The sequence below is a fragment of the Mycobacterium sp. NGS62 genome (assembly GCF_059812285.1).
Genome location: NZ_JCALCK010000011.1, coordinates 87,999 through 110,464, shown reverse-complemented (window position 1 = coordinate 110,464; position 22,466 = coordinate 87,999). Strand labels below are relative to the sequence as shown.

At 65.7% G+C, this 22,466-nt stretch carries 21 protein-coding genes; 6 read left to right on the top strand and 15 right to left on the bottom strand.

The features are described 5' to 3' along the window. Positions 1-764: 764 nt before the first annotated feature. Complete coding sequence (locus AC5Y49_RS20575; RefSeq protein ID WP_499890492.1) at positions 765-1,898, top strand: PPE family protein; 1,134 nt, start codon at positions 765-767, stop codon at positions 1,896-1,898. Positions 1,899-1,911: 13 nt separating this feature from the next. On the opposite strand, the gene AC5Y49_RS20570 is transcribed toward AC5Y49_RS20575, so the two are convergent. Continuing rightward, positions 1,912-3,480: a DUF7159 family protein gene (locus tag AC5Y49_RS20570; protein ID WP_499890489.1), complete on the bottom strand. Its 1,569-nt coding sequence runs from the start codon at positions 3,478-3,480 to the stop codon at positions 1,912-1,914. 234 nt (positions 3,481-3,714) lie between these two features. Between AC5Y49_RS20570 and AC5Y49_RS20565 the strand changes: the two genes are divergently transcribed. Further along, positions 3,715-4,023, top strand: a complete 309-nt coding sequence (locus AC5Y49_RS20565; protein WP_499890487.1) for a helix-turn-helix domain-containing protein — start codon at positions 3,715-3,717, stop codon at positions 4,021-4,023. Between the two features lie 42 nt (positions 4,024-4,065). Here the strand turns inward: AC5Y49_RS20565 and AC5Y49_RS20560 are convergent, their stop codons facing one another. Further along, positions 4,066-5,394, bottom strand: a complete 1,329-nt coding sequence (locus AC5Y49_RS20560; RefSeq protein WP_499890559.1) for an MFS transporter — start codon at positions 5,392-5,394, stop codon at positions 4,066-4,068. A 177-nt stretch (positions 5,395-5,571) separates the two neighbouring features. Here AC5Y49_RS20560 and AC5Y49_RS20555 point away from each other — a divergent pair, with 177 nt between their 5' ends. Both AC5Y49_RS20555 and AC5Y49_RS20550 read left to right on the top strand, forming a co-directional pair. Next, positions 5,572-6,192: a TetR/AcrR family transcriptional regulator gene (locus AC5Y49_RS20555; RefSeq protein ID WP_499890486.1), complete on the top strand. Its 621-nt coding sequence runs from the start codon at positions 5,572-5,574 to the stop codon at positions 6,190-6,192. 23 nt (positions 6,193-6,215) lie between these two features. Next, positions 6,216-6,710 (top strand): nitroreductase family deazaflavin-dependent oxidoreductase, encoded by a 495-nt coding sequence (locus AC5Y49_RS20550; RefSeq protein WP_499890482.1) that lies wholly within the window; start codon positions 6,216-6,218, stop codon positions 6,708-6,710. A 428-nt stretch (positions 6,711-7,138) separates the two neighbouring features. Here AC5Y49_RS20550 and AC5Y49_RS20545 read toward each other — a convergent pair whose 3' ends face one another. From AC5Y49_RS20545 to AC5Y49_RS20530, 4 genes are read right to left on the bottom strand one after another with little or no spacing between them, the layout of a single operon-like run. Beyond that, complete coding sequence (locus tag AC5Y49_RS20545; protein ID WP_499890480.1) at positions 7,139-7,525, bottom strand: hypothetical protein; 387 nt, start codon at positions 7,523-7,525, stop codon at positions 7,139-7,141. A gap of 40 nt (positions 7,526-7,565) precedes the next feature. Continuing rightward, positions 7,566-7,925 carry a DoxX family protein gene (locus AC5Y49_RS20540; RefSeq protein ID WP_499890479.1) on the bottom strand — a complete coding sequence of 120 codons (360 nt, stop codon included), beginning with the start codon at positions 7,923-7,925 and terminating at the stop codon, positions 7,566-7,568. 11 nt (positions 7,926-7,936) lie between these two features. Continuing rightward, a complete protein-coding gene (locus tag AC5Y49_RS20535; protein ID WP_499890476.1) occupies positions 7,937-9,079 on the bottom strand; it encodes an SPFH domain-containing protein in 1,143 nt (380 codons plus the stop codon). Positions 9,080-9,096: 17 nt separating this feature from the next. Continuing rightward, positions 9,097-9,531, bottom strand: coding sequence for an NfeD family protein (locus AC5Y49_RS20530; protein WP_499890474.1), 435 nt, complete (start codon positions 9,529-9,531; stop codon positions 9,097-9,099). A 58-nt stretch (positions 9,532-9,589) separates the two neighbouring features. Here AC5Y49_RS20530 and AC5Y49_RS20525 point away from each other — a divergent pair, with 58 nt between their 5' ends. Then, on the top strand, positions 9,590-10,447 hold the full coding sequence (locus AC5Y49_RS20525) for an Rv1486c family protein (RefSeq protein ID WP_499890472.1): 858 nt from the start codon (positions 9,590-9,592) through the stop codon (positions 10,445-10,447). Here the strand turns inward: AC5Y49_RS20525 and AC5Y49_RS20520 are convergent. The 9 genes from AC5Y49_RS20520 to AC5Y49_RS20480 form a co-directional block, all read right to left on the bottom strand. After that, a complete protein-coding gene (locus AC5Y49_RS20520; protein WP_499890471.1) occupies positions 10,413-11,462 on the bottom strand; it encodes a ferrochelatase in 1,050 nt (349 codons plus the stop codon). The two genes, AC5Y49_RS20525 and AC5Y49_RS20520, sit on opposite strands and share 35 nt — an antisense overlap. Then, positions 11,462-12,271 carry an NADH-dependent enoyl-ACP reductase InhA gene (inhA, locus tag AC5Y49_RS20515; RefSeq protein WP_499890468.1) on the bottom strand — a complete coding sequence of 270 codons (810 nt, stop codon included), beginning with the start codon at positions 12,269-12,271 and terminating at the stop codon, positions 11,462-11,464. Before inhA ends, AC5Y49_RS20520 begins: the two co-directional genes overlap by 1 nt. Positions 12,272-12,300: 29 nt before the next feature. Continuing rightward, positions 12,301-13,032 carry a 3-oxoacyl-ACP reductase FabG1 gene (gene fabG1 / locus AC5Y49_RS20510; protein ID WP_499890465.1) on the bottom strand — a complete coding sequence of 244 codons (732 nt, stop codon included), beginning with the start codon at positions 13,030-13,032 and terminating at the stop codon, positions 12,301-12,303. Between the two features lie 86 nt (positions 13,033-13,118). Then, positions 13,119-14,126, bottom strand: coding sequence for a VWA domain-containing protein (locus tag AC5Y49_RS20505; RefSeq protein ID WP_499890460.1), 1,008 nt, complete (start codon positions 14,124-14,126; stop codon positions 13,119-13,121). Beyond that, on the bottom strand, positions 14,123-15,034 hold the full coding sequence (locus AC5Y49_RS20500; protein WP_499890556.1) for a DUF58 domain-containing protein: 912 nt from the start codon (positions 15,032-15,034) through the stop codon (positions 14,123-14,125). The genes AC5Y49_RS20505 and AC5Y49_RS20500 overlap by 4 nt, the downstream gene beginning before the upstream one ends. Before the next feature lie 38 nt (positions 15,035-15,072). Continuing rightward, positions 15,073-16,197: a chaperone MoxR1 gene (gene moxR1 / locus AC5Y49_RS20495; RefSeq protein ID WP_499890456.1), complete on the bottom strand. Its 1,125-nt coding sequence runs from the start codon at positions 16,195-16,197 to the stop codon at positions 15,073-15,075. A gap of 135 nt (positions 16,198-16,332) precedes the next feature. After that, entirely contained in the window at positions 16,333-17,043 is a 711-nt protein-coding gene (ripB, locus tag AC5Y49_RS20490) for an NlpC/P60 family peptidoglycan endopeptidase RipB (RefSeq protein ID WP_499890553.1), read from the bottom strand. A 14-nt stretch (positions 17,044-17,057) separates the two neighbouring features. Next, positions 17,058-18,518 (bottom strand): NlpC/P60 family peptidoglycan endopeptidase RipA, encoded by a 1,461-nt coding sequence (gene ripA / locus AC5Y49_RS20485; protein WP_499890452.1) that lies wholly within the window; start codon positions 18,516-18,518, stop codon positions 17,058-17,060. A 235-nt stretch (positions 18,519-18,753) separates the two neighbouring features. Then, positions 18,754-19,335 carry an Rv1476 family membrane protein gene (locus AC5Y49_RS20480; RefSeq protein WP_499890448.1) on the bottom strand — a complete coding sequence of 194 codons (582 nt, stop codon included), beginning with the start codon at positions 19,333-19,335 and terminating at the stop codon, positions 18,754-18,756. Between the two features lie 304 nt (positions 19,336-19,639). On the opposite strand from AC5Y49_RS20480, the gene AC5Y49_RS20475 reads away from it, so the two are divergent. Next, on the top strand, positions 19,640-22,462 hold the full coding sequence (locus tag AC5Y49_RS20475) for an aconitate hydratase (RefSeq protein ID WP_499890443.1): 2,823 nt from the start codon (positions 19,640-19,642) through the stop codon (positions 22,460-22,462). Positions 22,463-22,466 lie beyond the last annotated feature (4 nt).

The window sequence follows — 22,466 nt, the reverse complement described above, 5'->3', positions numbered from 1 at the left end:
TTGATTTGACCGAACCGCGCGAGACCGTCCATGGGGCATCTGCCCTGATAGTTTTGAATGACTATGAGATTTCGCGACGGCCTCAGACCGCCATGGCTGCGGTCGGCCGTTGCACTCGTTGTTGCGACGTGTGTGTTGGTTGGCGTACTCGGATACGGGCTGGTGCGATTCGGGATTGCGGCGTCTTCGCCATCGCCTCCTGTGTTGGTAGCACTGGCCGTCGACGACGTTCAACGCGCCGATGTTGACGAAGATTCGCCGCCGGCAAGCCAAAATGCATCTGCCACTTTGGGGCTGCACCGTGCGGTAGCCCCGCGGCTACGTTGGTGGCCGCTATCGCGATGGTCGCCTGCACCGACTCCCTCACCCACACTCGGTTACCGGCCCAGTGGGGCCGGCACCCATGCGCCTGCCATCTTGCTTGCAGGCCAACAACTCTTGACCCAGTTCTGCATCAACCGTTGCTGATCGGTTCGAGCCGAGCCGTTGTCATGTCACAACGGCCGGTGAGAACGGACTCATATGGTCCGGTGCGCATCGGTAGCGACCGGTCACACGCGTCGGCCTGATCGGCTTCCGGGAGACGCTTAGCCTTCTCCCGGCACGACGACGGCGACGGCGAGACCCACTTTCCTAACGACTTTCCAGGAGAACTCATGTCTTTAGTCACCATTGGTAAAAAAACGTCCAGCGCGCACGATAGTTCTCGCGGCCTCAACTCGACTATCCGTCCAATCTCGACCGGCTGAAACAGGGTGGTAGAGATGGATTTTGGACTATTGCCTCCGGAAATCAATTCCGCACGCATGTATTCCGGCCCCGGTTCAGGGCCGATGCTGGCCGCCGCGATGGCCTGGGACGGGCTGGCCGCCGAGCTGCATACCACGGCGGTGAGCTACCAGTCCGTGATCTCACAACTGAGCAGCGGGCCCTGGCTGGGGCCGGCGTCGGCGTCGATGGCAGCCGCCGTCGCACCGTTTATAGCGTGGTTACACACCACCGCCGAGCACGCAGAGCAGTCGGCGTCTCAGGCCAGGGCCGCGGCGGGCGTCTACGAGACGGCGCGGGCGATGACGGTGCCTCCGCCGGTGATCGCTGCCAATCGCGCGCTGCTGATGTCCCTGGTGTCGACAAACATTCTGGGCCAAAACACTCCGGCGATTGCGGCCACCGAGTTCCACTACGGCCAGATGTGGGCGCAGGATGCCGCAGCGATGTACGGGTATGCCGCAGGCTCCGCGACGGCGTCGACGGTAACGCCGTTCGCCCCCGCGCCTCCCAGCGCGGACCCGACCGGTGCGGCCCGTCAGGGCGCCGCAGTTGCCAAAGCCGTTGGTCAATCCGCTGGCACACAGCCGCAGAAAATTTTGTCGACGTCGGTGATTCCCAGAGCGCTGCAGGGGCTCGCATCGCCGTCGTCGCCGCTGGAACCGGCTCAGTCGATCCTGGATTCGCTGAGCGGCCATACCAGAACCGTGGCGTCGTCGTTGAGTTTCCTCGTCGGCGCGGCGGGCCTGGCGAGGACGACGAACATCGCCGGCGCAGCAGGAGGCACCAGTGTTCAGACGCTGTCCTCAGCGGTGGGGGCGTCGGGATCAGCGGGATTATCAAGCCTAGGCACCGGTGCTGGCGGTGCCATCTCGGCGGCTGTGGGCCGGGGCACCTCGGTCGGCGCGTTGACGGTGCCGCAGAGCTGGGCGGCGGGCTCGCCGGTCAGCAGCCCGGTTGCGCTGACGACGACAAACATCGGTTCGAGCGCTCCGCCGGTTGTTGCGCCGACAGGCGTACCGCTAATGCCGATGGCGCCGATGACCGGACGCGGCGCCGCGCGCGTTGCCGATGCTGGCCGATTCCTGTTGCGCCCCAACATGGTTCCGCAGTGGCCTGTGGGCGGATGAAGGGGCGGCGGCGTCAGCGACCTCTGCCGTGCCCGCCGCCTCCAAAACCACCGCCGAAGCCGCCGTGACCACCGCCGAAGCCCCCATGGCCGCCACCGATTCCGATGCCGCCACCACCGCCGCGCTTACCACCGCCGGGCTGCCAGCCTCCCCGGTCCCGGGGACCACCGCCCGGCCGCCAAGCCGGACGCTGCGGTAGCCGCTGCGACGGCGGGCTCTGTACCGGCGGATTGAAGATCGGCGGTAGCCGTGGGGCCAGCGGCGCCACCGGAACCGGCACCGGTACCGGTACCGGAGCTATCGGTACAGGTGCAGGAGCCGCCGGTGCAGGTGGCGGCGCCGCCGGAACAGGAGCCAGCGCGTCGGGGGCAGGCGCCGGGGCCTCAGGTGCAGGCGCCGGGGCGTTCGGAGCCGGCACGGAGGCAGCGGGCACATGAACGGGCGCCGGGGCGGAAGCCTCCGGCGCGGGTGCCGGAGCCGCCGGTATCGCATCCGGGATCGGCGCGTTTCCGGGTACTGGCTGCGCCTCGCGCACTGGCGGCTCGATTTTGTTCAGCGACGCTGGCGGAGGCGCCGGGGCCTTCTGAGCCGGTGCAACGAGATTTCCGCCCGGGCTGGGCTGCTGGCTGACCGCGGGGCGCACCGCAACAGCCAGCGAAACGACCAGCGCCAGGATCCCGGCGAAGAAGACCATCATCACGCTAAGCGCCACCAGGAACGGCCTGCGTCCGTAGTCGTTCTCGTCAGCGTTGAGCTCGGCGTCTGCACCGGCGAACGCGTCGTCGTCCGCTGCGATGCTGTATGCACGAATTTCGGTCCGGCCGGTGTCGGCGGAGACGTCGATTCGCTCAGCCGTCGTCCAGTCATGCACTTGCGAATAGGCCAATGCCGTGGTCGATGACGCGAACAGCGGCGAATTGGCCGACGCTAATGCCGCGCCGCGTGCCAGCGCCGTCTCGGGATCTTCTGGACCACTCACCGGAAGAGCAGTCGCCGTCTCCAGCTGGGGTCTGATCGCTGTGACGTCAACACCGCAGCCGACGACGAAAACTCCGTCCGGCCGCCCATTCAAGGTGTCGAGCCCGTCCATCATCTCGGCCAACGCGGTGGGCGCATCGGCGCTGTGCATTGGCTGTCGGCGTACATCGACGATTGAGCCGTCAGCGGTGTCGACAATGGCCAACGTCGCAGTATCCGGCTCGACGAACAGCAGCCCGGTATGCGCATACCCGACAGCGCTGCCGGCGGTCTGAGCCAGGGCGGCGGCGGCCAGGAAGGCCGAGACCAGCATGACGTTCTCGACTTTGTGGGCGGCCAGCGCGTCGCGCAGTGCCGCGGCTTCCACCGGATCCGTCCACGTCACTCCGGTCGATGCGAGATGGTGGTCGCCTTCGGCCGCACCCTCCCGGGTGCCCAGGATGGCGGCGATCACTTGATCGGCCGCCCCAGAGTTTGCTGAGTCATCGACGGTAGCTACGTCGAAGTCGTCCTTATCGACGGTCAGCCCGTCAGCGTTTTCGCCCTCGACCAGCACCATGCGGACCGTCTCGGGCGCCATCGACATACCCAGGACGATATCCACTGATCCTCCCCCGCTGGTTTGCTAGCTTGGCGGTCCTCGGATGACGGCGCGTAAAACCGCCGGCTACCACCATAGCGCCATAGCCCACCACATCAAGACGGCGCGCGCCGTCCATCACCCGCGCCCGCCAGCGCGGCTGAGCCCGTTGATTTCCCGCCGGCGCCGGCCAACCGGGTCGCCAGCTCTGCATGGCGGAGGACAACAACCCCATGCCGAGTATTAAAGTTCAAGATCATGGATGACCGCGACAAGGATCCTGCGGTGGTGCTGCCCTACCTGGTCGGCAGACCGCTGGCCGCGACCGAAGTTTACGAGGCCTTCGGTTACCGCAAGTCGGCGTACTACAAGGCCGCACGGGAGAACAGGCTGATCAGCGCCGACAACTTGATCAAGGTGGCCCGCTACTTCGGCCTGAATCCAGTCGACTTGCAGGTCCGCTACGGGTTGATCGAACCCGAGGCGGTCACCGAATACGTGCAGTCAGATCCCGACCTGCCGCGACTGCGTGATCTTCGCCCGGACCCCACCAAACCGCCGGTTTAACCAGAGCACGCGGGCCCGGCTTACCGATGAGAGCCCCGCTTACTACACGTCTGCGGCCAACTCGCGTGCCTCCTGCTCGTTTTCGACCGAAGGTCCGGATCCTGGCAGCCTCCTGCCGGCCATTTCGGGCGTGAAGGGCAACGTGACCGCGCCGACCAGGCCAGCGAGCATCAGCATGTAAGCAGGCACCATCTGACTGCCGGTAAGGGAGATCAGCGACTCGGCGATCAGTGGGGTGGTGCCGCCGAAAGCCGACACCGAGATGTTGAATCCGATCGCCACTGCGCCGTAGCGCACATTTGTTGGAAAAAGCGCCGGCAACATGGAGGGCTGGGTGCCGCTGAAACAGAGCAGCATGATCCCGACGAGCAGCACGCCGATGAACGCGACCGGGTAGCTGCCGCCGAATCGGATGAGCAGGAACGCCGGGATCGATCCGGCGATGAGCAGCCCGCAGCCGGTCCACATGATCGGTTTGACGCCGATGTGGTCGGACAACTTTCCGACGAAGACCACAGCAGACAGCAAAATGACCAGCACCAGCAGGATCATTACCAGCGCCGTCGTCTCACCGATGCCTGCGGTCTTCTTGAGATAGGTAGGCAGGTAGCCACTGAGCATGTAACTGCTGACGCTGAACGTCAGCACCAGACCCATGCAGACCAGCAGGGGCTTCCATTGCTCCACGACCGTCTGTCTGAACTGTCGCCCGGGGCCCTCGCCGGATCCCCGCTCATTTTCATCCTTATCTTCGTAGTCCGGCGATTCTTCAAGGCGCCATCGCATGTATACCGCGACGACGGCGAGCGGTGCGCTCACCAGGAACGGGATCCGCCAACCCCAGCTCGGCATAGCGTCGGTCGGCAGCGCGGTCTGCAATCCGGTCACCACGAGCGCTCCGACCACGAACCCGCTCATCGTGCCTAGCGGCAGGAATCCGGCCATCATGCCGCGTTTGCGGTCGGGGGCATTCTCACCGATGTAAGTCATCGCGCCGACGTAGTCACCGCCGGTGGAGAGGCCCTGGAGGATGCGAGTGACGACGAGCAGGATCGGGGCCCAGATACCGATGGCGTTGTAGCCCGGCAGCACGCCCGTGGCCGTCGTAGCCGCACTCATCAGCACGATGGTGATCACCAGCACCTGTTTGCGTCCGATACGGTCGCCGAGCGGGCCGAAAATGAGCCCACCGAGCGGGCGCACTAGGAAAGCTGCCGCCAGCGTGCCGAAGGTGGCCAATAGGCCGACTGCGCTGGAACTGTCGGTCGGGTAAAACACCTGCGCGATCGTCGTTGCTAGATAGCCGTAGACGCCGAAGTCGTACCACTCCGTGAAACTCCCGACGGCAGTACCGGCGACCGACCGCCGCATCGCCTCCTGGTCGGCGACCCGAATCTCGCGCCGTTTCCATTTTTTCTTGGACCGACGCTTACGGCCGGCTGCGCGGCGTCTAGGGCTCATCAGGACATGGCGTACCCAAAACGGCCCGATTCATCCGCAAAGCGCCGCCACTTGCCGCCGACTAAACAATTGTTTACAATTGTAAACATGCATTTACCGGCGCCGGATGATCGCACCGCGCGGGCTCGCATCCGCGACGAGGCGCTGGCGCTGTTCGCCGCCCGTGGCCCCGACGCCGTCACAATGCGCGATATCGCCGCCGCCGCACGGGTGTCACCGGCTCTGCTGGTGCGTCACTACGGTTCCAAGGACGGCTTGGTGGCGGCAGTCGACGATCACGTCGTCAGCAGTCTTGAGGCCGTGTTGACTGAAATGGCCACGCGCACTGCAACTTCCGGGCTGGATCCCGCCACAGTGCCCAGCATGCTCGACGGCCTGACCACCCACCTGCCACCTGACTCGGCGATCCCGGCTTATCTGAGCCGGTTGCTGATCAGCGGCGGTGCAGCTGGGACGGGATTGTTCGCGCGATTGCACCGCCTCAGCCGCGACATCCTCGACGCCATGGTCGCCGCCGGAACCGCCAGTTCGGGCGCTGACCCCGACATGCGGGCGGCCTTCCTGTTGGTTAACGACCTCGCGGTGCTGACGCTGCGTGCGCGGCTGGCCGAAGTGCTCGGCGTCGACCCGCTCTCGGCGGAAGGCATAACACGTTGGGCGGGCGAAGTTTTCGCTATCTATCGTGGCGGACTCGCCAGCGACGTCTAACCCGCCAAGAATACGGAGGTTTCATGTCCACCACACATCCGTCCTCGCTCTTCGCCGCGGTCGGCGCACGGATCCTGCAGTCGCGCCGGCTTATGCGCGCGCCGATCTGGATCTACAAGGCCCGTGCCGGAGCGTTGTTCGGGTCACGTCTGCTGATGCTGGAACACATCGGCCGCAAAACCGGTGCGCGGCGTTACGTCGTGCTCGAAGTCATCGGGCATCCCGCATCCGACCGCTATGTCGTCGTCGCGGGCTTCGGCGAAAAAGCTCAATGGTTCCGCAATGTCCAGGCCAACCCGCACGTGCGGGTCTACGCGGGGAGCCGCGCGCCTGCGCGAGCAACCGCGCGGGTGCTGAATACGGCGGAGGCAGATCAGGCGCTTGCGGAATACATCTCCCATCGCCCGCGCGCCTGGGAACAGTTCAAGCCCGTGCTCGAGCAGACGCTGGGCGCCCCGATCACCGAAACCGACACGCCTCTGCCGATCGTCGAGCTGCGACTCAACGGGCGGGCATGACGACGCTCGGCCGCTGGGGCGGATGAATTTCGTCGGCGAAGATTTCGTGGTTTCACTTGATTCTGGCGGGGTACCACCGGCTAATCAGCAAACCACCGACCATTGGGGAAACCTCATGAGTCACGACAAGAAGCACGCCGGCAGACGCAAGGCGGCTGCAGACTGTGCCAGCCCGGAAGAGCTCCTCGCGGATCTGCGCGAGCGAGCTGGGCGCCTCCCACTAAGCGCGATTGGTGCCGGTATGACCGGGCTGGTCGTCGGCGCGGTCATCACCGCGACCGGGATCGCACCCCCGGCCGCAGCAACAGCAGCCGGACAGCAAACGCCGGCCATCGCGTTTCCACAGCAGCCCGGGGAACCGGGGCCGCCGGGACCGCCGGGGCCGCCGGGACCGCCGGGCCCACCCGGGCCACCCGGGCCACCCGGGGCTATAGGCGCGCCGGGACCGCCCGGGGCAATCGGCGCACCCGGACCAATCGGCGCACCCGGACCGCCCGGGGCAATTGGCGCACCCGGACCAATCGGGGCACCCGGTCCGCCTGGCGCGATCGGGGCACCCGGGCCAATCGGGGCACCGGGCCCCATCGGAGCACCCGGCGGACCGGCCGGGCCACCTGGGCCACCCGGACCGCCCGGAGCGATTGGGGCACCGGGACCAGCCGAGGTAGGACCGCCTGGACCACCTGGAGCACCCGGACCACCCGGAGCCCCAGGACCAGCAGAGCCAGGGCCACCTGGAGCACCTGGAGTTCCCGGTCCGCCTGGACCCCCCGGTCCCTGATCACCGCCAATGACGGCTGCCGCGGAAACACCACGACGGTTTCCGCGGCAGCCGTTACTTGTTCACACCGCGGGTCACTGACGCCGACTCGGGCCCTTTGCCGTCAGCACTGCGTACATCGCCAAAAAAGACGCCGCCGGAACTGTATTCACGACTCGGTCGCGGGCACGGATGTGCGCCCCGACAGCAAGCACAAAGTAGAGCGTCAGCATCGCCGTCGTCAGCCGCGCCAGTCCTGGAATCCGGGTAACCGACAGCAACCCAATGACGGAGGCGGCTTTGGCCACCGGAAGAATCCAACGGATGGTTTGCGGAACACCCAGCGTATCAAGGGATCTAGCGATGTACGGCAACGGGACGGCGCATGCCACCGCGTCACCGGCCTGGAACACAGCCAGCGCCGCATAGGTTTTCGGCGATATCAAGCTACTCACCTTACTGATCCTTACTGATGGAGTTCCGGCGGAACACCGATGACACCCTCCACCGGCTTGCGTGCGTCGGCTTCGGCTTTGGCCACCGCCTCGATGATCTTTGGATCGGTTTCAGTGGAGAACCAATCGGCGATCTCGTCGCTGTCATCCTCCGGCTTGGGCAGATCATCATCGACCGGTGACGGCTGGTAGCGAAAGACTCCGTCATCGCCCGGGGCACCCAACAGTTTGGTGAAACCCTGCAGCGCTGAACCGAAATCGCTGGGTACAACCCACACCTTGCTCGACTCGCCTTGGGCGATCTGCGGCAAAACCTGCAGATACTGATAGGCGAGCAGCTCGGGGGTGGGCCGGCCGGCCTTGATCGCGGCGAATGTCTTTTCGATTGCCTTGGCCTCGCCTTGGGCCTGCAGATAGGCAGCCGCCCGCTCCCCTTGCGCGCGCAGCATCCGCGACTGCCGGTCGGCCTCGGCGGCCAGGATCGCGGCCTGCTTGGCGCCTTCGGCTTGGAGGATCTGCGCTTGCTTCTGTCCCTCGGCCTGTTTGATCGCCGACTCCCGCTGGCCTTCGGCGGTCAAGATCATCGCCCGCTTCTCCCGGTCGGCCTTCATCTGCTTTTCCATCGACGCCTGGATCGACGGCGGTGGATCGATGCTGCGCAACTCGACACGGGCCACCCGCAGACCCCAGCGGCCGGTGGCTTCGTCGAGGACACCACGTAATTGCTGGTTGATCTGATCGCGCGAGGTGAAGGTCTGCTCGAGGTTCATCCCGCCGACCACGTTGCGCAACGTGGTGGTGGTCAACTGCTCGACCCCGACGATGTAGTTACTGATCTCGTAGACCGCCGCCTGCGGATTGGTGACCTGAAAGTAGACCACGGTGTCGATGGCCAGCGTCAGGTTGTCCTCGGTGATCACCGGTTGCGGCGGGAACGACACCACCCGCTCGCGCAGGTCAATGCGGGCGCGGATGCGGTCGATGAACGGCACCAGCAGTGTCAGCTGCCCACTGACCGTGCGACTGTAGCGGCCCAGCCGCTCGATCACCGCCGCCTCGGCCTGCGGGATCAACGCGATGGACTTGGCCACAATGATGGCCGCGAAAATCACCAGGACCGCGAGAAACACCAAACCGGCAGCTGCACCTTGCATTCTCCGATTCCTCTCTGTTAGACGTTCTTCCAGACCACGGCGGTGGCTCCGTCGATGTGCATGACGGTCACCTGGTCACCGGGCTCGTAGACGTCGCCGTCGTTGAACGGCCGTGCCGTCCACACCTCGCCGCCCAGCTTTATCTGGCCCTCATGGCGCGCGACCCGATCGAGCACGAGCGCACTTTTGCCTTCCAGCGCCTGGACACCGGTCTGCGCGTCTTTCGCAGGGGTCAACCGTCGCCGCAGCCCCGGTCGGACCAGGATCAGCAGCAGGACGGAAACCACTGCGAACACCGCGCCGTCGGCCCAGACCGGCCAGTCCAAAAGCCAACTGCTTCCGGCCGCAGCCAGCGCCCCGCCGCCGAGCATCAACAAGAACATGTCGCCGGTCAGCGCCTCGGCACCAGCGAGGCCCAGCGCGAAGATCAGCCAAATCAGGGCGGCGGGCATGCCGCCAGGATAACGCGCGGCGCGTCGATCACGGCGAACAACAACTAGACTGCGGATCATGTGGTGCCCCAGCGCTTCGCTATCGGTATGGGCCAATGCCTGGCTCGCCGGCAAGGCCGCGCCCGATGATGTCCTCGATGCGTTATCGCTTTGGGCGCCAGCGCAATCCGTCACCGCATATGACGCTGTCGCGGCCGGGTACACTGGTCTGCCCTGGCCGGATCTGGACAACGCCGGCGCGGTGTCGCTGCTGCAAACTCTGCGCACCGCGGCCGGCCGGCCGCCGATGTCCGCGCCGGCGATCAACCTGGTATTGCCGGTGCCAGGTGATGTTCGCGGGCTGGCTGCCGGCACGCAGTTCGAGCGCGAGGCGCTGGCGGTCGGTGAGGCGGTAGTGGTGTCTGACCGCGACGACTCCACGGTGGCCGTCGGGTTAGTTCCCGATTTTCGATATGACGAATCCGACGCGGACACCGATGCCCCGGAATCAGATGCACTGTCGTGGACGGTCTACTCACTGACCGGCTTGCCGGTACACGACCACGACGAGCTCGGCGAAGCAGAATATGGGCTGCGGTCAACGGTACGGTCGGCTGCGGAAGCGCTCGGCACCATCGGTCTTGGCTCGGCCGGCTCGGATGTCGACGACCCGCGCGGCCTCGTCGAGCAGCAGCTGGAAACCACGCGCTGTCATCGCATTCCCGACCACGCGCCGCCGCGCGCCGTGCGGGTACTGGAGACCGCGGCGCACGTCGACGCGATCGTGACCGTCAGCGCCGAATTGAGCCGGACCGGGACGCAATCGTCATCGGAAGCACGAATCGCCAGCGCCGCGCTGCAACCGCTGGCCACTGTGGTGCGTTCTGCGCGGATGGCTGCAATCAGCGCAATTCTGCAGTCGGCGTGGCAGGGCTGAGCGCCCACTCGGCCGCGCAGTGTGGCGGCCCGCACGGTATGCCGTTAACACTCGCCCCGCAGCCGGGCACCGGGTCGGGACCCGTCGTACGGTTAGGCTGGCGGCCGTCGCGCAGTTCATCGATCAAATCGATGGCCAGCCGTGCGAATCGGCGATCAGCGTTGGGTGTGGCGGCCCGCGCGAAAGCCATGCCCGCTGCGTCAGCCTGCTTCCGCAGCTCATGGTCGAGATCCCACACCACTTCAATGTGGTCGGCGACAAAGCCGATCGGGCAGACGATCACAGACGTGGTGTCGGCGAGCGTTGAAAGATGGTCGGCCACATCTGGTTCCAGCCACGGAACCTGAGGCGGACCCGATCGCGACTGCCAGACCACGTCATAGTTCCGGTATCCGGCGGCGGCGGCGACCAGCCTTGCGGCATAGCCGACTTGGCGGCTGTATAGGCGCGGGCCGCAGCGCTGATCGGCAGCTATCGGGATGGAGTGTGCAGTGAACACCAGTCGTGCGTCTGCCGGTACGGTGTCGGCGGCAGCGGCGATCGCCTCGGCGAACATCTGCACAAACAGCGGATGGTCGAAGTAGGGCCGCAGCTTGACGAGGTCCGGTGCGGAGGGGGCGACTGCTCTGCGCGCCCGGGCGATGTCCTCGACATATTGGGTGCAACTGGAGTAACCGCTCCACGCCGACGTGGTGAACACCGCAGCGCGGCGAATGCCGTTGTCTCGCATGGTCGCGACGACATCTTCGACGTAGGGTTCCCAGTTGCGGTTACCGAAATATACCGGCAGATCGGCGCCGCGTTCAGCCAGTTCGGCACGTAGCTCGGTGACCAGCGCGCGGTTGATGCCGTTAATCGGCGACACTCCATCGAAATGCAGATAGTGCTCGGCGACCTCGTCGAGACGCTCCGGCGGCACACCGCGGCCGCGGGTGACGTTCTCCAGGAACGGCCGCACCTGCTCGGGGCCCTCGGGTCCGCCGAACGACAGCAGCAGGACGGCGTCAAAGTCCATCAGAGCAACTGGGTGTGCGCTCCGCCGTCGGCGTAGATGATGTCGCCCGTGGTGGCCGGTAGCCAGTCAGACAGTACGGCGCAGACCGTCTTGGCGACCGGGGTCGGGTCCTTCATGTTCCACCCGATCGGCGCGCGCTGGTCCCAGCCCTGCTCGAGCAACTGCATCTGGCCGCTGGCCTCTTCGCCGAGTGCACCACCGACGATCGCGCTCATAGCAAGCGTTCGAATCGGCCCGGCCGCAACGAGATTGGAGCGCACACCGTACTGACCGGCCTCCCGCGCGACGAACCGGTTCACCGACTCCAGCGCGCTCTTGGCCACCGTCATCCAGTTGTAGGCCGGCATCGCCCGCGTCGGGTCGAAATCCATACCCACGATTGCGCTGCCCGGACGCATGATCGGCAGCAGCGCCTTGGCCAGCGACGCATACGAATATGCCGAGATGTGAATGCCTTTGGCGACATCCTCATACGGTGCATCGAAGAACGGGTTGATGCCCATCCCGGTTTCCGGCATGTAACCGATCGAGTGCACCACGCCGTCCAGCTTGGTGCCCTCGCCGATCACCTCCGCGACCCGATCGGCCAGGGTGTCCAGGTGCTTCTCGTCCTGCACGTCAAGCTCGAGCAGCGGCGGCTTTTGCGGCAGCCGGCCGAGTATGCGCTCGATCAAGCGCATCCGCTGAAACCCGGTGCAGATCAGCTCCGCGCCTTCTTCCTGCGCTACCCGGGCGATGTGGAACGCGATCGACGCGTCGGTGATGATTCCGCTGACCAGAATCCGTTTGCCTTCGAGCAGTCCTGCCATGTCCGTCCTAAGTGTTTGTGTCGAAGTCTTCAGTGGCCCATGCCCATGCCGCCATCGACCGGGATCACGGCGCCGGCAATGTAGCTGGCGTCCTCGGACGCCAGGAAGCTGACCGCCCCGGCGACCTCGGCGGCGGTGCCGACCCGCTTGGCCGGGATGAAGTCCAGCGCACCTTCCTGGATCCGTTCGTCCAGGGCACGGGTCATCTCGGTGTCGATGTAGCCCGGCGCCACCACATTCGCGGTCACGTTGGCCTTGGACAGCTCCCGGGAGATCGAGCGGGCCATGCCGATCAGGCCGGCCTTGGCGGCCGCGTAGTTGGACTGGTTGCCGATGCCCCAACTGCCGGAGACCGACCCGATGAAGATGATCCGGCCGAAACGCTTGCGCTGCATGCTGCGCGAGGCGCGCTGGGCAACCCGGAAGGCCCCGGTGAGGTTGGCGTTGATGACCTCCTCGAACCGCTCCTCTGTCATTCGGATGAGAAACGCATCCTTGGATATGCCGGCATTGGACACCAGCACCTCGACTGGGCCCTGGTGCTCCTCGACCTCCTTGAAGGCGCGGTCGACGGCCTCGTTGTCGGTGACGTCGCACACGACACCGAACAGCCCCTCGGGCGCCCCGGATCCGCGGTGCGTGACTGCCACCTTGTGGCCGTCGGCGGCCAGCCGCTGCGCGATCGCCAGACCAATTCCCCGGTTTCCGCCCGTCACCAGTACTGATCGGGCCACGAACGGTGGCCTCCCCGTGTCAGTCACCCCGACAACCTATCGCATCGTCGAGCGGCCACTTGTGACACGCCTTTTGGGCGGACGCGTGCATTAAGTGGCCACTCGGCGGCAAGTTACGTAGGTAATCTGCGGTTGATCAGCAGCGCCGCCAAGGCGGCCAGCGCCAGGATCAACGAGCCAAGCCGCAGCCAGCCGACGCTCGCGTCGCCGCGGATCGTCTCGTAGCCGATCTGCTGCTGCAAAGTTGCGTAGACCTCTTTGAGCTGCTGCAGATTCGACGCACTGTAGTTGTTGCCGCCGGAGAGCTCGGCAACCTTTTTCATCGTGGTGTCATCGACGGGAACCGGCTGGCGCTGGCCATTGATGTCGACGAACCCGTACGGGGTGCCGAAAGAAATCGTGGAGATCGGCACGCCCTGGTCCTTGGCGGTGCGCGCCGCGGTGAACGCGCCCTTGGGGTTGTCCGGATTGGTCGGCACCGTTTCCTTACCGTCGGAGAACAACACGATGCGACCCGGCGGCGGGGTGTCGCCGCCGCCGATCACCGCGCCGACGGTGGCGATGGCCTGCAGCGCGGTGAAGATGCCTTCGCCGGTGGCCGTGCGGTCGGCGAACTGCAACTTGTCCAGCGCGACTTTGGTCGCCTCCCGGTTGGTGGTCGGCTGCACCAGGACCGTCGCCGTCCCGGCATAGGCGATCAATCCCAGGTTGATCCCCGGCGTCAGCTCGCCGGCGAACTCCTTGGCGGCCACCTGCGCGGCCACCATGCGGTTGGGGTCGACGTCGGTGGCGCGCATGGACTGCGACACGTCGATCACCAGCATCACCACCGCGCGGTTGCGCGGAATCCGCACATCGTGGGTGGGGCCGGCCATTGCGATGGTCAACAGCACCAAGGCCGCCGACAGCAGGATCGCCGCCAGATGCCGCCAGCGGGTGGGCTGCTTGGGCGCCACGCTTTCCAGCAGCTCCATGTTGGCGAAGCGCAGCATCCGGCGCTGCCGGGACACCTGGGCGATGATGTAAAGCGCGACGATCCCCAGAACCACCAGCAGGAACAGAAACCACCACGCGTGGGCGAACCCGGTCAGGGTCATCGGCCCGAGCAACGGCACCGTCATTGGCGCCCCGCCAATGCACCGCGGCGCCGCGATTCGACGAAGCGGACGATGTCGGCGATCCAGTCGCGGTCGGTGCGCAACGACAGCAGCGGCGCTCCGCAGCTGCGAAGCGTGCGGGCCACCTCGGCGCGATGAGCCGCCGCGGCCTTGGCGAAGTCGTCGCGCAGCTGCGCGTCGATGGTGAACTCCCGGGTGACCCCGGATTCGGCGTCCTGTAGGACGACGTCGCCGACGTCGGGCAGCTCGACGTCGCGAGGGTCGAGCACTTCGATGCCGAGCACCTCATGGCGGGCCGCGATCGCGCGCAGCGGGCGCATCCAGTTGATCGGGCCGAGGAAGTCGCTGATGATCACGGCCATTCCGCGGCGACGCTCCGGCCGGCGCAGCGCATCGATGGCCGCTGCCAGATCACCGCGCACTCCGACCGGCGCCTTGGGTGTAGTGGCGATGGTGCGCAGCAGCGTCTGCTCATGCTGGCGCCCGGAGCGGGCCGGCACCCGGATTGTCTGCGCGCCGTTGGCAACGAGCGCGCCGAGCCGGTTGCCGCCGCCGCTGTTGAGGAACGTGATGGCGGCCGCGGCCGCGACCGCCAGATCGCGTTTCTCGCAGACTGCGGTACCGAAGTCCAGGCTGGCCGACATGTCGACCACCAACCAGGTCTCCAGTTCGCGGTCGGCAATCATCTGCCGGACATGGGGGTGAGTGGTACGCGCGGTGACCGCCCAGTCCATCCGGCGGACGTCGTCACCGGGCTGATACTCGCGCGACTCCCCCGGCTCGGAGCCGGGACCGGGAATCAAGCCGAGGTGATCACCGTGCAAGACGCCGTCGAGCTTGCGTTTGACGGTCAGCTCAAGAGTCCGCAGCGCTGCCGACAGCTTCGGGTCGTCGATGTTGCCGCGTTGCATCGACGGCGGATGGACTACCGCCCGCGCCTCGGGATCAGTCACCGACCGCTAGCCGCGGTCGCAGCACCCTGCATCACCGGAGGCACCGAATGTCCTTGCTGCGGAACGGCATTCACTTGCGGCATGGCCACCGTCTGCAGAACGCGGTTGATGACGATCTCCGGGGAGATTTCGTCGGCGAGGGCGTCGTAGGTGAGCACCAGTCGGTGCCGTAACACGTCGGGGATGACCTCGACGACGTCCTGCGGGATCACGTAGTCACGGCCACGCACCAACGCCAGCGAACGCGACGCTGCGATGATGCCCAGTGACGCACGCGGGGATGCGCCGAACGAGATCCAGCTCTTGACGTCGTTCATTCCGAGTTGTTCAGGGTGGCGGGTGGCGGTGACAACGCGCACCACATAGTCGACCAGTGCGTGGTGCACGAAGTTGTTGGATGCGATTTCCTGCAGCCGCAGCAGGTCGCCGGTGTCGAGGATCTGCTTGGGCTGGGGAGGCGTCACGCCCATCCGGTAGATGATCTCGCGCTCCTCCTCCGGTGAGGGGTAGCCGACGTTGATCTTGAAAAGGAAGCGGTCCCGCTGAGCCTCGGGCAGCGGATAGACACCTTCATGCTCGATCGGGTTCTGGGTAGCCATCACCAAAAACGGGTTGGGCAGCGGGAAGGTCTTGCCACCGATGGAGACGTGGCGCTCCTGCATGACCTCCAACAGCGCCGACTGCACCTTGGCCGGCGCCCGGTTGATCTCGTCGGCGAGTAAGAAGTTGACCACCACCGGGCCGAGTTCGGTGTCGAACTCTTCCTTGCCCTGCCGGTAGATCCGGGTACCGATGATGTCGGTGGGCACCAGGTCCGGCGTGAACTGGATGCGGGCGAACGTCCCGCCGACCACCCGGGCGAAGGTTTCCACTGCCAGGGTCTTGGCCACGCCGGGCACACCTTCGAGCAGCACATGGCCTTTAGACAGCAAGCCGACCAGCATCCGCTCCACCAGCTGGTCCTGGCCCACGATGATCCGCTTGACCTCGAAAATGGCCCGTTCCAGGGTGTGTACCTCGGCAGCCAGCCCGTTGCCACCGCCCGGCGGCGCCGCGTGCGCGGGCGTCGTCGGTGGCCCGCCCGGACCCGAGTACCCGCTGGCGCCACCTGCTGATGTCATCGGTACAACCCTTCCACAGCTCTATCCAGACACGACTGCTCGCACGACGAACGTCGCGGGGCAGCGGCGTGCCCGCGTTCAACTATTCCAGGCCGCCCGGGTTCCGTCGACGCGGGCGGTTCCTTGGCATGCCCGTCAGTACTCGATGATCCGGGTCACGAACGGCGTCATGCCGGCGGTGCGCACCGGACTGACCGTGACTTTGCCGGCGATACTGGATGCTTCGAGCATCTGACCGTTGCCCAGGTACATGGTGACGTGCTGGCCGCCGCCAGGACCGTAGAAGATCAGGTCACCGCGTTTGGCCTGCGACGGTGGAATGTGTCGGCCCGCGGTGTACTGATCACCGGAGAATCGCGGGATCAACACGCCAACCCCGGCGAAGGCATACCGCATCAAACCCGAGCAGTCGAAGCCGACGGTGTCTGCGCCGGAGTCCACGCCCTTGCTGGGGCCGTTGGGGGTGCCGCCACCCCACGAATACGGCACCCCCATCTGCGACGACCCACGTTTGATCACATACTCGACGGCCTGACGGCCGTACACCCGGGGAATCCGGGTCGGCGCAGTGCTCGCGTTGCTGCTCCCACCCAGGTTGATTCCGAGCCCGCCGAGGAATTGCCGGCCCAGATCGAGCGTGCTCTGGGTCGCCTGGGCGGTGGCGTTCAACGATGCGTTGGCGATGGCGAGCGGGTCCCCCGGCGCACCGGCGCTGATGGTCGCCGGCAATGTCGGATCCCAGCCGCCTTCCTCAGCAGCGGCGGGACCGGCCAGAGCGATCAACAGCCCGATCACCGCCGACACCGCCCAGGTCAGCTTGATCGCACGAGATGCCCTGTGCAGCAGAAATATTTTCACTGTCAGTACTCGATGTAGCGCACCACGTAGGGCGTCATCCCGCTGGTGCGCACTGGGGACACCTTCACCGTCTGCCCGACGTCGGGGGCCTCGAGCATCTGACCCTGACCCAGGTAGATCGTCACGTGCTGGCTGCCACCGGGGCCGTAGAAGATCACGTCGCCGCGGCGCATCTGCGCCGATGGGATTTTGCGGCCCAGGTTGTACTGCGAACCCGAGTAGTGCGGCAGCTTGATGCCCACCCCGGCGAACGAATACAGCACCAGACCCGAGCAGTCGAATCCGTTTGTGCCCGAGCCGGAGCCGATGCCGTTGCTCGGGCCGGCGGCATTGCCACCGCCCCACGAATAGGGCACCCCGATCTGCGACATTCCACGCCGGATCACATATTCGGAGGCCTGCCGTCCATAGACCCGTGGGATCCGGCCGTTGGTGATGCCCGGGTCAGGAGCGTCGGGCTTGATCAGGCCCACCGACTGCAGAAACTTGCGCCCCATATTCGCGGTGACCTGCGACGAGGTCGCCGAAATCCCCAGGACGGTATTGATCACGGCGATCGGATCGCCGGGAATGTTGGCGCTGGGCACCATCGGAAGGGTGGGGTCCCACACCCCGTCCCACTGATTGGGGTTCCGGGCCGGTGCTGCTGCCGCACCTTGCGCGCCGGAGTCCCAGCGGTCACCGGGTGGCGACGCCGCCCGCGGGCCGGAACCTGGTCCGCCCCCCGGTGCCGACCAATTGCGGGCGGCGTCGAGTCTGATCCGGGCCGCGTCGCGTTCGGCGCCCAGACGGTTTACTTCCTGCTGCTGCTCGGCGAACTTGCGGTGGGCGCTGGTGAGCGCCGCCACCGCAGCATCTTGGCTGGACTGGGCGTCGGCAGCGGACTTGTCGGCCTTCTGCTTGGCCAATCGTGCTGCGGACTCCTTATTCACCTGCTCGGTGCGGGCCCGTTGCAGGTTGTCCATCATGCGCTGCGAGCTGGCAGCCAGCGCTCGCCCCGCAGTAGCGGTGGCGATGATGTCGTCGGGGCCGGCAGCGGTGAGGTAGCTGTCCGACGGTCCATTGATGTAGGTGGCTGCGGCGAAACTGTCGAACCGGTGCTGGGCCGCGCTGATTGCGGCGGTGGCATCCTTAACGCCCTGCTGGCTGACCTCGACGTCGTGCTGGGCCGTCGCGGCGTTGTCGCGCGCGGTCTCCACGTCGACCAGAGCCTTGTTCACGCTTTCTTGTTCGGTCCGGATGGCCGCGCTGAGATCCTGTAGACGTTGGTCGGCCTTGGCGACGTCAGCGATCAGCGCCGCCAAAGTGTCGGGGGCGGCACCGGGATCCGCCGTCGCGAGCCCCGGTGTGCCCAGCAGCACAACCATGCTGAGTCCCGCCGGCGCAAGCGGGCGGGCCAGCTTGGCGGCTGATCGAAGGCTCGGGGCCAATCGAGAAAGCGAGCCGCGGCGGATGCGCCTCATTAGTCTCCCTATGGCTCAACGCTGGACGGACGGCGTCGGCCCCAGTTGTCACTGGAAGCACGAAAAGAACACAAACATCAACTGCACCGTAAGTCACAGGTGGCTCATTGGAAACTTTAGTCACAAACTACAACTCTGTAATTGAAATGATTGTGACCTAATGGTGACCTGGCCAATTTGCCAAGTCAGCAAGCTATTAGCGGACGGCTATGCGACACATGTCGCATATCGCGAGTTAGACGCTTCGCTCCGGCGGGCTGTCCAGCGTTTCGGTGTCTTGTTCGGGCGTTGCTGAGCGCCTACCGCGCAGCTGCAGAATCCGGGTCCCGACGACGGCGGCCAGTACGCCGATCAACAGCACTATTGTCAGTGCGGCCCAGGGGAACTGCGGCGTATTCAACTGGTGCAGGAAATTCTGTGCGGAGACAACCGGGTTGCCGGTCTTGGCGTTGTCTTCGCCGATTTCCAGCGTCGACCGCGGGAAGTGCGTGCTGTAGGAGCCGACGAACGACGGGCTGAGTACCAGCACGGTGGCGTCCGGATGGTCAGAACCGACCACGGTCGCGACGTCGCGCAGCGGCGGGTCGTTCTGCGGGTTGTGGTCCAGCACGACGATCTTCAGGTCGATGCCGTCGCCGCGGGCCTGGTTGACCACCTCGAGTAGCGCCGGCTTGACCGCCGCCGGAGCGCTGACGGATTCGGCGTCGATCTGCCCCCGGACCAGTGCCATGCATTGATCAGGCGGGGTCGCCGGATCGGCGCCGACAGTGCCACAGATCTCGCCCGGGATGTATGCGGGCGCGTGCGGGGTGGTCACGGATCAAGACCGTACCGCGCGGCGCCGATGCAGGCCGCAAGGCGGCCTGAGGCGGGGGTACCTCCCGCTTGCGGGGGCAAGGCGCGCCATCAGCGCTTGACTGGCCGATGGCCGGTGACAGCAGCCGTCGACGGGACAACACTGTGGGTACGGGCAGGCGCCCGGAATGCAGGACAAGCGTACTGTTAGGGTAGTCCCACCCCGTTGACACGGCCCGTCGGCGGGCAGAACTAGCGGCGATCGCAACTGCGGCGTAGCCGGCTGCATTGGGTTGCCGCCGATGAACTCAATCATGGGAGTTGATGTGAGCAGCAAGGATTCGGTGAATTCGTTCGACGCCTGCAAAACCTTGAAGGTCGGCGACAAGGGTTATCAGGTCTATCGCCTCGACGCGGTGCCGGGCACCGAGAAACTCCCCTACAGTCTCAAGGTTCTGGCCGAAAACCTGCTGCGCAACGAGGACGGCAGCAACATCACCAAAGACCACATCCAGGCCATCGCGAACTGGGACCCCGAGGCCGAGCCCAGCATCGAAATCCAGTACACGCCGGCCCGAGTGGTGATGCAGGACTTCACCGGCGTGCCCTGCATCGTCGACTTGGCCACCATGCGCGAGGCCGTCGGCGAACTGGGCGGCAACCCCGAAAAGGTCAACCCGTTGGCGCCGGCCGACCTGGTGATCGATCACTCGGTGATCGCGGATCTTTTCGGCCGCGCCGATGCGTTCGAGCGCAATGTCGAGATCGAGTACGAGCGCAACGGGGAGCGCTACCAGTTCCTGCGTTGGGGGCAGGGCGCCTTCCAAGACTTCAAGGTGGTGCCGCCCGGAACGGGCATCGTGCACCAGGTCAACATCGAATACCTGGCCAGCGTGGTGATGGAGCGCGACGGGGTGGCCTACCCGGACACCTGTGTGGGAACCGACTCACACACCACGATGGTCAACGGCCTGGGCGTGCTGGGCTGGGGCGTTGGCGGCATCGAGGCCGAGGCAGCGATGCTCGGCCAGCCGGTGTCCATGCTGATCCCGCGGGTGGTCGGCTTCAAGCTGACCGGTGAGATCCAGCCTGGTGTGACCGCCACCGACGTCGTGCTCACCGTCACCGAGATGCTGCGCGAACACGGTGTGGTCGGCAAATTTGTTGAGTTCTACGGTGAGGGCGTGGCCGAGGTGCCGTTGGCCAACCGCGCTACGTTGGGCAACATGAGCCCCGAATTCGGTTCTACCGCAGCGATTTTCCCGATTGACCAGGAGACCATCGACTACCTGCGGTTCACCGGGCGCAATGAGGAGCAGTTGGCGCTTGTCGAGGCATACGCCAAAGAGCAGGGCATGTGGCACGACCCGGCCCACGAACCGGAATTCTCCGAATACATCGAGCTCAACCTGTCCGATGTGGTGCCGTCAATCGCGGGGCCGAAGCGTCCGCAGGACCGCATCGCGCTGTCCGACGCCAAAGCCACCTTCCGCGAGCAGATTCCGAACTACGTCGGCGACGATCCCGACAAGCAGGAATACACGAAACTCGACGAGGCCGTCGACGAAACTTTCCCGGCCAGCGATGCAGTGCGCAACATATCGTTCGCCGAGAACGGCGAAACCCCCGCGGCCAAGTCGGCCGCTGTTCATGCCGAAGGCCGTGCCAGCAACCCGGTTTCGGTGCAGTCCAAGGAACTGGGCGAGTTCGTGCTCGACCACGGCGCGGTGGTGATTGCCGCGGTCACGTCGTGCACCAACACCTCAAACCCGGAGGTGATGCTGGGCGCGGCGCTGTTGGCACGCAACGCCGTGGAGAAGGGGTTGGCCTCCAAGCCGTGGGTGAAGACGACGATGGCCCCGGGCTCACAGGTTGTTCACGACTATTACGAAAAAGCTGGCCTGTGGCCGTATCTGGAAAAACTGGGCTTCTATCTGGTCGGCTACGGCTGCACGACGTGCATCGGCAACTCCGGCCCGCTGCCCGAGGAAATCTCGAAGGCGATCAACGACAACGACCTTTCGGTCTCGGCGGTGCTATCGGGCAACCGCAACTTCGAGGGCCGCATCAACCCGGACGTGAAGATGAACTACCTGGCGTCTCCCCCGCTGGTGGTTGCCTACGCGCTGGCCGGGTCCATGGACTTCGATTTCGAGTCGCAAGCACTCGGTACAGATGAAGAGGGCAACGACGTTTTCTTGCGTGACATCTGGCCGTCGCAGAAGGATGTCTCCGACACCATCGCGTCGGCGATCAACCAGGAGATGTTCACCAAGAACTACGCCGATGTGTTCAAGGGCGATGAGCGCTGGCGTAACCTGCCCACGCCCAGCGGCAATACCTTTGAGTGGGACGCGGATTCGACCTACGTGCGTAAGCCGCCGTATTTTGAGGGGATGTCGGCCGACCCGGAACCGGTCAGCGACATCAGCGGCGCCCGAGTGCTGGCGCTGCTGGGCGATTCGGTGACCACCGACCACATCTCGCCGGCGGGCAGCATCAAGCCGGGAACGCCGGCAGCGCAATACCTCGACGAGCACGGCGTCGAGCGCAAAGATTACAACTCCTTCGGGTCGCGGCGCGGCAACCACGAGGTGATGATCCGCGGCACCTTCGCCAACATCCGGTTGCGCAACTTGCTGCTCGACGACGTTGCCGGCGGCTACACCCGCGACTTCACCCAAGATGGCGGCCCGCAGGCGTTCATCTACGACGCCGCGCAAAACTATGCGGCACAAGGTGTTCCGCTGGTGGTGCTGGGCGGCAAGGAGTACGGGTCCGGGTCGTCGCGGGACTGGGCGGCCAAGGGCACGCTGTTGCTGGGTGTGCGGGCGGTGATCGCCGAGTCGTTCGAGCGCATCCACCGCTCCAACCTGATCGGCATGGGCGTGATCCCGCTGCAGTTCCCCGAGGGCCGCAGCGCCGAGTCGCTGGGGCTCGACGGCACCGAGGTGTTCGACATCACCGGTATCGAGGAGCTCAACAACGGCAAGGCGCCGAAGACGGTGCACGTCAAGGCCAGCAAGGAAGGTGGCAAGCCGGTCGAATTCGATGCGGTGGTGCGGATCGACACCCCCGGTGAGGCCGACTACTACCGCAACGGCGGCATCTTGCAGTACGTGCTGCGCAACATGCTGAAGTCAAACTAGCCAC